Genomic DNA, 13,474 nt, shown 5'->3' on the forward strand with positions numbered 1-13,474 from the left:
CAAGACAGCTGGCTAGAAGGCCTAGGCCATGAGTCTGCGGGTAATTCTGCGCATTCTTGGGCTGCTGCTGATGCTGTTCAGCCTGACCTTGTTGCCCCCGATACTGATTTCATTATGGTTTCGTGACGGCGTCTGGGATGCCTTCGCTATCGGTGTGGTGATCACCGTGACGACCGGGCTGCTGCTGTTTCTGCCCAATCGCAACGAGCACAAGGAACTGCGCATCCGCGACGGCTTCTTGATCGCTGCCATGTTCTGGACGGTGCTGGCCCTGTTCGGCTCCTTGCCGCTGATGCTGTTCGGCGAGGGCTCGCTGACGATCACCGATGCGGTCTTCGAATCCTTTTCCGGCCTGACCACCACCGGCGCCACGGTGATTACCGGTATCGATTTCTTGCCCGAATCGATTCTCTATTATCGCCAGCAGCTACAGTGGCTGGGCGGAATGGGGATCGTGGTGCTGGCGGTGGCAATTCTGCCCACCCTCGGTGTCGGTGGCATGGCCTTGTACCGCACCGAAATCCCCGGCCCGCTGAAAGACTCCAAGCTCACCCCGCGCATCACCGAAACCGCCAAGGCGCTATGGTATATCTATGCCACCTTGACCATCACTTGCATGCTGGCCTACATGGCCGCCGGCATGAGCTGGTTCGATGCTTTGGGCCACAGTTTTTCCACCGTGGCGATTGGGGGCTTCTCTACTTACGATGCGAGTATCGGTTACTTCGATAGCGCCCTTATCGAGCTAATCTGCGTGGGGTTCATGCTGATTTCCGCCTTCAGTTTCAGCCTGCACTTCATCGCCTGGCGCGAAAAACGTCTGACACATTATTTCCAGGACCCCGAAGCGCGTTTCCTGATGCTGTTTCTGCTCAGTTTGACTGTTATTACAGTCGTTTCGCTATGGTTGACTAACACCTATGACACCGTGCGCGGCCTACGCCACGGCCTGTTTCAGGTAGTCTCTGTGGCGACCACCGCAGGCTTCGGGGTAGCCGACTTCGCCGCCTGGCCGGGCGCCTTGCCCTTTCTGCTGTTCATGGCGGCATTCGTGGGGGGCTGTTCCGGCTCCACCGGTGGCGGCATGAAAGTCATCCGCATTCTGTTGATCGTCAAGCAGGGCATGCGCGAAGTGATGCGACTGATTCACCCAAACGCCGTGATTGCGGTAAAAATAGGCAAGGTCAGCGTGCCCGACGGCATCGCTCAGGCCGTTTGGGGCTTTTTCTCGGTGTATGTATTACTGTTTTTCTTGATGCTGGTTGGGGTGATGGCGACCGGCGTGGATCAGGTGACCGCCTGGTCGACCGTGGGGTCGGCCCTCAACAACCTCGGCCCCGCCCTGGGCGATGCCACCAGCCATTACGGCAATCTGCCGGCACTGGCCAAATGGATTCTGGTCGTTGCCATGCTGCTGGGTCGCCTGGAAATTTTTACCGTATTGGTGCTGTTTACTCCCGCCTTCTGGCGGCGCTGAACGGGCCGGTATTCCCCGTATTGAATTGAGAGCTTGTTAATGACTGACGAATCCCAAACGCCGGCTTTCGATGCCCAGGACGCCACCACCCAGACGCCGACTATCAGCGGCCCCCTTCAGGTGGTCACGGTAGGCAACACTCGCTACACCCTGTTGGGTACCGCCCACGTCTCGGCCCAGAGCGCCGATGACGTTCGCGGTTTGATTCAAGGCGGCGCCTTCGATGCCGTGGCCATCGAGCTGTGTGATGCCCGGCATCACAGCCTGGAAAACCCCGACGCCCTGGGTGAGCAGGACCTGTTTCAGATCTTTCGCGCAGGCAAGGCAGGCATGGTCGCGGCCAGCCTGGCGCTGGGCGCCTTTCAGCAGCGCATCGCCGAGCAGTCCGGCATTCAACCCGGTGCGGAAATGCGGGCGGCGGTGGAAGAGGCTCGCCGCCATGAATTGCCGCTGCTGCTGATCGACCGGGACGTGGGCATTACGCTCAAGCGCATTTACAGCAACGTGCCTTGGTGGCAGCGATTTTCGCTGTTTTCCGGCCTGCTGGGCAGCGTGCTTTCGCGCCAGGAAATCTCCAGCGCCGATATCGAGAAGCTCAAAGAAGGCGATATGCTCGAAGCCACCTTCAACGAGTTTGCCGAACAGTCCGAAGCGCTCTATATTCCCTTGATCAGCGAGCGCGACCGTTACATGGCGCTGCGCCTGGCCGAGGAAGCACCGCCCGGGCGTTATCGCAATGTTCTGGTGGTACTCGGTGCCGGTCACCTGAAAGGCACCCAGGAACACCTTTCCACGCCCTTGCCGGCGTCGCCCACTCAGGAACGTGAAGCGCTTGAAGCAACCCCGCCGCCGTCAAAACTCTGGAAAGCCCTGCCCTGGCTGATCACCGCCCTGGTACTCACCGGCTTTCTCATCGGCTTTTCCCGCGACACCAACCTGGGCTGGCAACTGGTCATCGAATGGTTCCTGATCAACGGTGTGCTCTCGGCAGCAGCGACGCTAGTCGCCTTGGCGCATCCGTTCACGGTCATTGCGACCTTCTTTGCCGCGCCGCTGACCTCACTCAACCCCACCGTGGGCGCCGGGTTCGTCGCGGCCGGCGTCGAACTCTACATGCGCAAGCCCAAGGTGCGCGATTTCTCGTCTCTGCGCCATGATGTCACCGCCCTCAAGGGGTGGTGGACCAACCGTGTCTCGCGCACTCTGCTGGTGTTCCTGCTGGCAACGCTGGGGTCTGCCGCCGGCACCTGGATCGCAGGCTTCCGCATTGCCGGCGCCCTGTTCGGGTAGCGCTCTCTTGGGCGCTTGCCTGAAAAGCCTGGGCTTTGAAAACTAGGCTTCTCGGCGCTCAAGCAGGCGCCGCATCGCCGGGGAAAGCTCATGGAGCTTGTGATAGCCCCGGCTGGCTGCGTAGCTTGCATTGAACACCTCGAAATAATCATCCAACACTTCCGCTGCGTTCACATCGCCACTTTGTCGCAAGAGTTCTATGGCCACTTCCGCCGTACACAGGTGCGCACTGGAAGCCGGCTTGCGTAGCCGATAGCGGGTTTCCCGTTGGGTACGAAGCGGTAATACCGGCAGGTTTGCCAGATAAGGGCTTTTGCGAAAGATCCGCCGGGCCTGGCGCCAAGTGCCGTCCAGGATGATGAATACTGGAATTCTAGCCTGGACCTTGGCCTCCTGTACCGCCTCGATATTAACCACCCGATCGGCATAATCCGGTTGATCGTCCGGGAAAATCACAAAAGGTGCATAACGCTCATCGGCCAGCAATGCCAGAAGCCCTTCATCCGGTGTGGTGCGATACCAGGTGAATACCTGGGTCTCGGTCAGCACATCGCCAATCAAGCGTCCGGTATTGGTGGGTTTGTTATGTTCCAGGGAATGGGTCAGCAGCCATACCCGGGCAACGCTTTGCGCCTCCACCCGATAAGGACACAGGCAGTTCAGGACCGGCAAGTTGCACCCTGTGCAACGCTTGACAAAGCTGCCCCGCGCCTTGAACTCGCGGCTTGGCGGTTTCGGATACCCGGTGGCGGGGTCGCGTTCGCTTGACACTGCTGACGAGGTTTCTGAATCCGGCATCCTGGCTCCAGCCATAAGGAAAGGCCGCCGAGTATAAAGCAGACGCCCGAGCGTGACGAACAGACCATGACGGCCAGGTTTGAGAGAAACAGGCCACATCGCGTAAACCAAAAATAAAAAACCAGGTTGACTCGAAAAGCCGTCAGGTTTTAAGGTGCCGTCAACTACCAAGAAATAAAAGGTTTACCAGATGCCGGTCATTGCAGCTACCCAACCCCGCCACGACTGGACGCTGGACGAGATCGATGCGCTCTTCGCCCTGCCGTTCAACGACCTGCTGTTCCACGCTCAGCAGGTGCACCGTGCGCATTTCGATCCTAATGCGGTCCAGATCTCGACGCTGCTCTCGATCAAGACCGGTGCTTGCCCGGAAGACTGCAAGTATTGCCCCCAGTCAGGCCACTACAACACAAAGCTGGACAAGGAAAAGCTGCTGGAAATCGAGAAAGTCGTGGAGCAGGCCCAGGCGGCAATCGATGCCGGTGCCAGCCGTTTTTGCATGGGGGCGGCCTGGAAAAGCCCGCGGGAAAAAGACCTGAACGTGGTGTTGGAGATGGTCAGCCGGGTCAAGGCGCTGGGGCTTGAAACCTGCATGACGTTGGGAATGGTGGATACCGCCCAGGCCAAACGTCTCTCCGAGGCGGGGTTGGATTACTACAACCATAACCTGGACACCTCTCCGGAATATTACGCTGAAATCATCACCACCCGTACTTTCGCCGACCGTCTGGATACACTGGCCAATGTACGCGAAGCCGGGATGAAGGTCTGCTCCGGCGGCATTCTGGGCATGGGTGAAGCTCCCCGTGACCGTAGCGCCTTGCTGCAACAGCTGGCCAAGCTGGAACCGCATCCGGAATCGGTGCCCATCAACATGCTGGTCAAGGTACCCGGCACACCACTGGAAGACGTCGAGGACCTCGACCCCATCGAATTCATCCGCGCCATTGCCGTGGCGCGTATTCTCATGCCGCAAAGCCACGTACGCCTTTCCGCCGGGCGCGAGCAGATGAGCGAATCCACCCAGGCCCTGGCGTTCATGGCCGGTGCCAATTCGATTTTCTACGGCGACAAGCTGCTCACCACCGGCAACCCTCAGGTCGATCGCGACAAGGCATTGTTCGCCAAGCTTGGCCTGCACCCGGAGCGTCGCGATACCTGCCAGAGTGACGACCTTCACCAGGCACAACTCGCCCAGACCATCGCCCAGCAGGAAACCCAGCAACGCGCGGCGGCCTTGGCGGTGGATGTCAGTGGCGCCTGACGTCGACTCCCCTTGGGGGCACTGGCTCGATCAGCAGGCACTCAGCCGGCGTGAGCAGGGCCTATGGCGTCAACGCCGGGTGATGGGCAAGGGCTACCTGGATTTTGCCGGTAATGATTATCTCGGCCTGGCCCTTGATCCCCGGGTGATCGCCACCCAGGCCGAAGGGGCTAGGCGCTGGGGTGCCGGCGCAGGGGCGTCGCACCTGGTCAGCGGGCATCTCGCCGTGCACGAGGAGCTCGAGCAGCGCCTCGCCGCCCTAGTGGGGCGCCCACGGGCACTGCTGTTTTCCACCGGCTACATGGCCAACCTGAGTGTACTCCAGGCACTCTGCGATTCGCATACCGCGGTGTTTCAAGATCGTCTGAATCACGCCTCGCTGCTCGATGGTGCACGCCTGGCCGGGGCTCGTTCACGGCGCTTTCATCATCGCGATCTGGACGATCTTCACCGGCTGCTGGCTCGCAGCCGGGAAGAGCGCAAGCTGGTGGTAAGCGACGGGGTATTCAGCATGGATGGCGATAGCGCCGACATTGCCGGGCTTGCCGCCACCGCGGCTTCGCATCGGGCCTGGCTGATGATCGACGACGCCCATGGCCTGGGCGTATTGGGTAGCGACGGCGATGGTTGCGTGGGCCGGGCCTACGATTGCGACCAGGTACCCATTCTGGTGGGCACACTGGGCAAGGCGCTTGGCACGGCGGGGGCTTTCGTCGCCGGCAGCCAGGCGCTGATCGAACACCTGATTCAGTACGCCCGTGGGTACGTATATACCACTGCGCAACCCCCGGCCATTGCCGCAGCCACCCTGGAAGCCTTGACGATACTTGAGCAGGAGCCCGAGCGCCGTACTCGCCTGCACGCCAACATTGCCTATTTTCGCCAAGCCGCCGCGCAAGCCGACTTGCCTCTCGCGGCGTCATCGACACCCATCCAACCGCTGATGTTGCACGACACTGAACGGGCCATGTGCTGGGCCGAGCAGTTGAACTCGCACCATATAGCGGTAGGCTCCATCCGCGAGCCCACCGTGCCCAAGGGGCAGGCTCGCCTGCGTATCACCTTGAAAGCCACCCATCAGCGCCACGAGATCGACCGCTTGGTAAGTGCGCTGATCGAGTGCCAAGCTCGCGAAAGCGGCTCATGATCCACCTGACGCTGCTTTCCGGCTGGGGTGTGAACGCCCGGGTGTGGCAGCCGTTGGCGCCTCATTGGCCCGCCGACTGCCAGGTAAATACCGTGGAGTGGCCGGGCTACGCAGAGCACGATTCCGCTCCCCAAGCGCACGACCTAGCGGCGCTGGCCGAAGCCATGCGCGATACTTTATCCCCCGAGAGCATCTGGGTCGGTTGGTCGCTGGGGGGCTTGCTGGCGGCTTGTTTATTGAGCCATCTCCCTCCACCCAAGGCGTTGATACTCTTGGGAACAGGGCCGAAATTCTGTCAGCCGGGCGGGGTAAGCAACGCTGAGCTGGGTGCCTTCCAGGAGGCTTTCGCGCGCGACCCCGAGGCTACCTGGCGGCATTTTCTACGCTGGCAAACCCAAGGCGAACCCAAGCCAGGCGACGCCCACCGCCGTTTGCGGGAATTGCTGGGCAGTCACCCCAGTGCCGATATCGCCACGCTGCGTGCCGGGCTTGGCCACTTGGCCACGCTGGATGCCACCCGGATACTCGAACAGCCTCCGTGCCCGGTGCAGCATGTCTACGGCGGACGTGATCGTCTGGTGAGCCCCGAACAGCGCCAGAAAGGCATGTTGATCGAAGGAGTCGGGCATTGCCCCATGGTCTCCCAGCCCGTTCGGCTCGCCTTCACCTTGGCACGCCTGACCAAAACATCAATGCTTAATTCATCCGCCCTGGAAACACCGCCATGAGTGCCGCCACCCCCTTGCCATTTTCCGCCTGCACTTGGCACCAGCAAGTAGCTCATGCCTTTTCCCGTGCCGCACCACATTACGAAACCCGAGCCATAGCGCAACTTGCAATGGGTGAAAGGCTCTGGGGGCAGCTGCCTGCATCGGCATCGCGGGTGCTGGACCTGGGTTGCGGCCCCGGCCTCTGGAGCGCACGGCTAGCACAGCATTACGGCGCGCGCAGCCGGGTCATCGGCATGGATATCGCCCCCGGCATGCTGCGAGTTGCCCGGCAACGCTACGGCAACCAGGCGCAGTGGCAAAAGGGGGATGCCGCCGAGCTGCCCTTGGTCGATAACGCCATCGATCTGGTGTTTTCCAACCTGACCATTCAGTGGTGTACGTCACTCCTCCCGGTAATGCAGGAAATACAGCGGGTATTGCGCCCCGGCGGCCTCGCGCTGATCAATACCCTGCTGCCCGGCACTCTCCAGGAAGTCGCCGACGCCTGGCAACGCCCGCAAGCCTTGCTGCAATTTCATTCCCGGCAGGACTACCTGAATGCCGCCCGAGAGGCGGGACTTGCCCTGGGGCACCACCAGACGCAGGCCGAACGGTTTTTCTACCCAGACATGGCCGCGGTGATGGTCTCGATCAAAGGGGTCGGGGCACAGGTCGCCCGACCCGGCAAGCGGCTAACCCGCCAAGCGTTGAACCAAGCCACCCAACGCTATGAAGAACAGCGCGAGTCCCAGGGCCTTCCGGTCAGTTATCGACGCTTGACCCTGAGACTGGAGAAGCCGCAGTCATGAGTCGATATTTTATCACCGGCACCGATACCGATGCCGGCAAGACCCTGGTCACCGCAGCCCTTTTGGCCCGCGCCCGTGCCCAGGGGCTGAGTACCCAGGGGCTGAAACCTGTCGCTTCCGGCAGCCATTCAACCCCCGAAGGGCTTCGCAACAGCGATGCGCTGAGCCTTCAAGCCCAGAGCTACCCGCCACTTGAGTACGCTCAGATCAACCCCTTCGCCTTCGCCCCAGCCATTGCCCCGCATCTGGCAGCACAGCAGGCGGGAGCCGAACTGAGCGTGGCCGGGATACTCCAGGCGCTTGAGCCGACGCTGGCAAGCCCGCCTGATGTCACCCTGATAGAGGGCGCGGGCGGCTGGCGGGTGCCACTCAATGATCGGGAAGACCTGAGCGACCTGCCTCGGGCGCTTGAGCTTCCGGTGATTCTGGTCGTGGGATTGAAACTGGGGTGTCTCAATCATGCGCGCTTGACCGCCGAGGCCATCCGCGCCGACGGCCTGACGCTGGTCGGTTGGGTGGGTACGGTCATCGATCCGGCGTTTGCCGCGGATAGCGCTCTGTTCGACGCCAACATGGCGACGCTTTCGCGGACGCTGGGTGCGTCTGCAACGACAGCCTGCCTGGGCGTAATTCCGCCTCTTGCCGAGTCAACCGAGGTGCTGCGCATCGCCAAGGCCGCCGCCTATCTCAACCTTCCCCGGCAGGCCACTTCCCCTTCCATGGAGTCGCCATGAAGTCACCTATCTGGCATCCCTATGCCCATCTGAAAACCCAGACACCGGCGCCCAAGGTCAGCGGTGGCCAAGGCGCCTGCTTCACCCTGGAAACCGGCGAGCAGCTGTTGGATGCCACCTGTTCCTGGTGGTGCATGATTCACGGCTACGGCCATCCACGTCTGATCCAGGCCATTCGCGACCAGGCCGGAGAACTCTGCCATGTGATGCTTGGCGGGCTTAGCCATGAGCCTGCCGACCGCCTGGCTCGGGAGCTGGTACGCATCACCCCGGCCGGGCTGAACCATGTGTTCTATTCCGACAGCGGCTCGGTAGGCATGGAAGTAGCCATGAAAATGGCCGTGCAGTATCACCGCCTTCAGGATAAGCCGCACAAGCACCGCATGCTCGCGCTGATGAAGGCCTACCACGGTGACACCGCAGGCTGCATGGCGGTATGCGACCCGGAAGAAGGCATGCACGGGCTGTTTTCCGGTTACCTGCCCCAGCATCATTTCGCCCCGGCGCCCACCGCCGCCTTCGATGCCGACAAGGCGGATGTACACCACGACCTGCAAGCGCTGCGCGCCGTGCTCGAACGGCATCATCATGAGATAGCGGCCCTGTTGATGGAGCCGCTGCTACAGGCGGCTGGCGGCCTGAACATGACCTCGCCGCACTATGTGAAAGGCGCCAGGCAGCTGTGTGACGAATTCGACGTCTTGTTGATCTTCGATGAAGTCGCCACCGGCTTCGGACGCACCGGAAAGATGTTCGCCGCCGACCACGCCGAGGTGACGCCGGACATCATGGTGCTTTCCAAGGGCCTGACCGGCGGCTACCTGGGGCATGCGGCCACCCTGGCCACGGGTCGCGTTCACGACGCTTTCATCGGTGATTCCCCCGAGCACGCCTTCATGCACGGCCCTACCTTCATGGGCAACCCCCTGGCCTGTCGCGTGGCGCTGGAAAGCCTGGCGGTATTCGAGCAGGAAAATTACCTGGACAAGATCGCCCGGCTAAGCGAGCTATTGCGCCGCGAGCTGTGTGACGACACCCAGCTGCGCCAACACCCGGACGTAGTGGATGTGCGGGTACTGGGGGCCGCCGCCGTGATCGAGACGCGTTGCGCCGATAACCTGGAAGGGGTGGGGGAGTTCGCCCGCCGGCACGGCGTATGGCTGCGTCCTATTGGCCGCTGGCTTTACACCATGCCCGCCTACATCACCACCGAAGAGCAGATCCGCCGGATTACCTCGACGATGAAGGCGTGGTTTCAGCGTTAATCAGCTGGGATGTCCGCTTCGCCGACGAAACGCTGCCTGGCACTGGAACACGCTGCCGCTTAACGAGCCGGGGCGCAGCTTCTGGTTAGGTGTGAATTACACCTTTTGACCACTTACGGCAACAAGAGCGCACCTTGTTGCTTCCAGTGTTTGACTAAGGCAGGCACCCCTTTCCCCGCGGTATCGTTGATCGCCAGCACGCCGGCTGGGCTGAGTTCAGTGGCGTTGGGGTCAACCACGGCGCAAGGGGTGTCGTAGGCAACATGGTTGAGCAGCGAGGCAGCGGGCATTACCGCCAGCGACGTACCGACCACCAGCAGGAAATCCGCTTCGCTGACCAGATCGCAGGCATCGGCGAATAACGGCACCGACTCCCCGAACCAGACCACATCCGGACGCAACTGACTGCCCTTGTCGCATAGATCGCCCAGCGCGATGCCGCCCTTGGCCAGGCGGTATTGCATGCGAATATCCACGCTGGATCGCGCCTTGAGAATTTCGCCATGCAGATGCAGCACCTGACGTGATCCCGCCCGCTCGTGAAGGTCATCGATATTCTGGGTAATCACATTCACCCGGAAACCGGCCTTCTCCAACCCCGCCAATGCCTTGTGGGCGGCATTGGGCCTGGCGCGACGAATCTGCTCGCGGCGGGCGTTGTAAAAGCCCAGCACCCGCTCAGGATCACGTCGCCAGGCGCTGGGTGTCGCGACATCTTCAACTGGATGCTCGTCCCATAGCCCATCACTGGCACGAAAGGTCTTGATACCACTTTCGGCACTGATGCCGGAACCGGTAAAGACCACAAGGTGCGGTGTTCTGGCCATTAGCCCTCCTCAGCCGGTGCCTATCAATATACCAATTCCTCGCTCGCGCCACTGAAGCGCTGCTTGTTTCGATAGGGGTAAACGTCGATCACTCGGCCATCGAGAATCGCCTGCTGGAGTCCTTTCCAGTAGGCGGCTTCGAACAATTCCGGATGAAGTTGATAGAACAACTTGCGCAACTGGATGTTGGCAAATAGGAAGGGACCGAATTCCTCAGGAAAAATATCATTCGGCCCGACGGAATACCAAGGCTCGTCAGCCAATTCCTGCTCCGGGTACATGGCTTCGGGAATGTGGCGAAAGTTGCATTCGGTGAGGTAACAGATCTCGTCGTAATCATAGAAGATAACCCGACCGTGGCGCGTCACGCCGAAATTTTTCAACAGCATGTCACCGGGGAATATATTGGCCGCCGCCAGCTGCTTGATGGCATTGCCGTAGTCCTTGAGGACCGTGGTGGTTTCTTCTTCGCCGCACTGCTCCAGATAGATATTCAGCGGGATCATCATGCGCTCAGTATAGCAGTGCTTGATGATCACCTTGTCACCCTTGAGGTAAACCGTGGAAGGAGCGACTTCCAGCAAATGTTCCAGGCATTCGGGTGAGAAGTGATCCTTGCGGGCGATGAAGTTGGAAAACTCCTGGGTGTCGGCCATGCGCCCTACCCGGTCGTGGCGTTTGACCAGGCGATACTTCTCGCGCACATTTTCCCGGCTCATGTCTTTGGTGGGATCGAACTTGTCCTTGATGATCTTGAATACCGTGCGGTAAGAAGGAAGCACAAAAACCGCCATCACCATGCCGCGCACACCAGGGGCGATGATGAACTGATCCTCCCGCTTGGCCACCTGATAATTCAACCCCCGGAAAAATTCGGTCTTGCCGTGTTTGAAGAAACCGATGGAGGCATAAAGCTCTCCCTCCGGCTTGCTCGGCATCAATTGCTGGAGATAATCGACGAACTCGCCTGGCACCACCACTTCCACCTGGAAGTAAGCACGGGTAAAGGAAAAGATGATCGAGACTTCATCCGACTCTATCAATACCGTATCCAGATGCAGCCCGGCACTGGCGCCTTCCTTTTCGCCGAAGCCTTCACCATGCAGCACCGGCAGCACTAGCGGCACCTGCTCCCCCCCTCCGCGAATCCGACCCACCAGGTAGGCGCCCTTATTGCGGTAGAACACACTATTGAGCAGTTCGATCTCGGCATCTTGCGCATCGCGAATTACTGCCGGCAAATGTTCCTGCAGGAAGTCGGTGCCCAGCTGGGTATCACGTTCGATATCGTCGAAAGGATTATCCAGCGGCGCTTCGAGCAAGGCCCATTTCAACGCTTCCTGCCAATTGCCATTGACCGGACGCGAGCGGCACAACTCGATACCCGAGTGATGGGCCGCACTTTCGCGTGAGCTGTAAACGAACATCCAGTCGTTACGGATGTGGCGATGATGAAAGATCGAGCAGAACAGAGAATTGAAGAACGTTTCCGCCAACTCGTAATCCAGCCGCTGGCTGATCAGGTCGGCATAGTGGTTACGCGCTTCGCGCCAGTGTTCACAGTGAGAAAGCATCTCGTCGTCATCGAAGCTACGCTTGAGCCGCGCCAAGGTATCCAGCACTTTTTCTTCATACAGGTTGATCCGCTCGGCGGATGCCTGCTGGGCTTCACGCCAGGCCGCTTCACGAAAACGACGGCTGGCATCGTGGGTGATTTCCTTGAAGCGAGCACGGTATTCATCAAAGCCATGCAGAATGGTGGTGGCCAGGCGATAGGCGGGGGTCAATTTCACAGTGAAAACTCCGGCAATTTCGGCTCAGCTTCCCTTATGCGCAAGCCAAAAGCGAGACGACCAAGGTGGCGTTCAATGGCTATTCAGCGACTCGATACGCGACACTTCCAGACGAAACGTGCCCGCCCGACGATCGGCAATCAAAAAGCCCAGCCGATGAATACGTGCGGGATCAAGCGTGGGGGCATCGCTCAGCAGACGGCCGCGACACACGGCTTCGAACGCCTGCCAAGGCAAGTCGATGGTTTCCCAGGCATCCGTTTTCGGGGTGAAACGTGCGCGATAGGCACTGCTGTCATCCAGATCATGACTTTTCAAGCGTAGCTGATAGGTGCGCCCGTCTCCCCTCACCTTGAGACGCACCCCGTCGGCCACTGCCAAGACCTGCTGTAGCGGTGGATGAGGTGCTCGCCGCACCGAGGCAAAGCCGCCACCATTTTCCAAAGAGAGTTCGCCATGAAATATTCCTTTGCCATTTTCCACCTGGAAATCACTTTGCGAAACACCGCCCATCACATCGTCATTCACCGCCTGCCAATGCGTGGCTTCCGCTGGGTCTTGAAATTCGATTGGTTGCATATCGTCTCCTAATTCGTTGAGAAAGCGTTGCACTGATCCAAGGAAATCGAAAGACTCATGGCTAAAGATACTCTCTAGTCACTTTCCTCAAGAGTGCTTATATGTTCAACACGACCGCTTGGAACCGATTGCGTTATAGCTGCTATGCACCCCTGTACGACATCGTTGTCGAGCCTGCGTTTCGCCAGGCCCGCCGCCGAGCGCTTGCCCAAGCGGCATGGCAACCTGGCATGCAGGTGCTGCTGGTAGGTGCCGGGACAGGGCTGGATTTGCCTTGGCTGCCCAAGGATATCGAACTGCATGCCACTGACCTTTCCCCGGCCATGGTAAGACGCACACAAGCACGCGCCGATGCCATGGCGCGTGACGTTGAATGTCGCGTGGTGGATGCTCAGTCTCTCGATTACCTCGATGAATATTTCGATGTAGTGGTCATGCACCTGATTGTTGCGGTTATGCCGGACCCGGCACAAGGGCTCCAGGAAGCCTACCGCGTCCTTAAACCCGGCGGCCAGCTATGCGTGATGGATAAGTTTCAGGCGGATGACCACCCCTCGGGGGCGGGTCGGCGAGCACTCAACGCCCTAACCTCCGCCTTGGCCACAGACATTACCCGCCAAGCCCGGCCACTTCTGGAAGACGCCGGGTTTATTATTCACGCAGATCAACCGGTCATGATGGGAACACTGTTCCGCGCTTTGCTGGCTTACAAGCCATCCTAGGTGTTGGGTCCCGAAGAATAACGGCCTATGTTATGAATCATTACCGGAGGAGGTCGGTA

Annotated in this window: 13 protein-coding genes; 9 read left to right on the forward strand and 4 right to left on the reverse strand. The window is 60.0% G+C overall.

Annotated features, from left to right (window positions below; all coding sequences use genetic code 11):
• The first annotated feature begins 28 nt into the window (after positions 1-28).
• Together GPM19_RS03510 and GPM19_RS03515 are read left to right on the forward strand one after the other, a co-directional pair.
• Entirely contained in the window at positions 29-1,477 is a 1,449-nt protein-coding gene (locus GPM19_RS03510) for a TrkH family potassium uptake protein (protein WP_160417485.1), read from the forward strand.
• A 39-nt stretch (positions 1,478-1,516) separates the two neighbouring features.
• Positions 1,517-2,767: a TraB/GumN family protein gene (locus tag GPM19_RS03515; protein WP_160417486.1), complete on the forward strand. Its 1,251-nt coding sequence runs from the start codon at positions 1,517-1,519 to the stop codon at positions 2,765-2,767.
• 42 nt (positions 2,768-2,809) lie between these two features.
• Here GPM19_RS03515 and GPM19_RS03520 read toward each other — a convergent pair whose 3' ends face one another.
• On the reverse strand, positions 2,810-3,565 hold the full coding sequence (locus GPM19_RS03520) for a tRNA-uridine aminocarboxypropyltransferase (protein ID WP_160417487.1): 756 nt from the start codon (positions 3,563-3,565) through the stop codon (positions 2,810-2,812).
• 190 nt (positions 3,566-3,755) lie between these two features.
• Here GPM19_RS03520 and bioB point away from each other — a divergent pair, with 190 nt between their 5' ends.
• Genes bioB through bioA form a run of 6 tightly spaced genes read left to right on the forward strand, consistent with a single transcriptional unit; the run spans position 3,756 to position 9,494 of the window.
• A complete protein-coding gene (gene bioB, locus GPM19_RS03525) occupies positions 3,756-4,829 on the forward strand; it encodes a biotin synthase BioB (RefSeq protein WP_160417488.1) in 1,074 nt (357 codons plus the stop codon).
• A complete protein-coding gene (gene bioF / locus GPM19_RS03530) occupies positions 4,813-5,976 on the forward strand; it encodes an 8-amino-7-oxononanoate synthase (protein WP_160417489.1) in 1,164 nt (387 codons plus the stop codon). Before bioB ends, bioF begins: the two co-directional genes overlap by 17 nt.
• Positions 5,973-6,704, forward strand: coding sequence for an alpha/beta fold hydrolase (locus tag GPM19_RS03535; protein WP_160417490.1), 732 nt, complete (start codon positions 5,973-5,975; stop codon positions 6,702-6,704). Before bioF ends, GPM19_RS03535 begins: the two co-directional genes overlap by 4 nt.
• The gene (locus GPM19_RS03540; protein ID WP_160417491.1) at positions 6,701-7,495 is read left to right on the forward strand and encodes a methyltransferase domain-containing protein; all 795 of its coding nucleotides are present in this window, start codon (positions 6,701-6,703) and stop codon (positions 7,493-7,495) included. The genes GPM19_RS03535 and GPM19_RS03540 overlap by 4 nt, the downstream gene beginning before the upstream one ends.
• Entirely contained in the window at positions 7,492-8,229 is a 738-nt protein-coding gene (bioD, locus tag GPM19_RS03545) for a dethiobiotin synthase (protein WP_160417492.1), read from the forward strand. Before GPM19_RS03540 ends, bioD begins: the two co-directional genes overlap by 4 nt.
• Positions 8,226-9,494: an adenosylmethionine--8-amino-7-oxononanoate transaminase gene (gene bioA / locus GPM19_RS03550; RefSeq protein ID WP_160417493.1), complete on the forward strand. Its 1,269-nt coding sequence runs from the start codon at positions 8,226-8,228 to the stop codon at positions 9,492-9,494. Before bioD ends, bioA begins: the two co-directional genes overlap by 4 nt.
• Before the next feature lie 113 nt (positions 9,495-9,607).
• Here the strand turns inward: bioA and GPM19_RS03555 are convergent, their stop codons facing one another.
• The 3 genes from GPM19_RS03555 to GPM19_RS03565 all read right to left on the reverse strand — a co-directional run bounded on the left by GPM19_RS03555 (position 9,608) and on the right by GPM19_RS03565 (position 12,693).
• Entirely contained in the window at positions 9,608-10,321 is a 714-nt protein-coding gene (locus tag GPM19_RS03555; protein WP_160417494.1) for an SIR2 family NAD-dependent protein deacylase, read from the reverse strand.
• Between the two features lie 23 nt (positions 10,322-10,344).
• A complete protein-coding gene (aceK, locus tag GPM19_RS03560; protein WP_160417495.1) occupies positions 10,345-12,114 on the reverse strand; it encodes a bifunctional isocitrate dehydrogenase kinase/phosphatase in 1,770 nt (589 codons plus the stop codon).
• 72 nt (positions 12,115-12,186) lie between these two features.
• On the reverse strand, positions 12,187-12,693 hold the full coding sequence (locus tag GPM19_RS03565) for a CIA30 family protein (RefSeq protein WP_160417496.1): 507 nt from the start codon (positions 12,691-12,693) through the stop codon (positions 12,187-12,189).
• 101 nt (positions 12,694-12,794) lie between these two features.
• Here GPM19_RS03565 and GPM19_RS03570 point away from each other — a divergent pair, with 101 nt between their 5' ends.
• A complete protein-coding gene (locus GPM19_RS03570; protein ID WP_160417497.1) occupies positions 12,795-13,415 on the forward strand; it encodes a class I SAM-dependent methyltransferase in 621 nt (206 codons plus the stop codon).
• Positions 13,416-13,474 lie beyond the last annotated feature (59 nt).

The sequence above is a fragment of the Vreelandella zhuhanensis genome, from assembly GCF_009793355.1.
Lineage (GTDB): Bacteria > Pseudomonadota > Gammaproteobacteria > Pseudomonadales > Halomonadaceae > Vreelandella > Vreelandella zhuhanensis.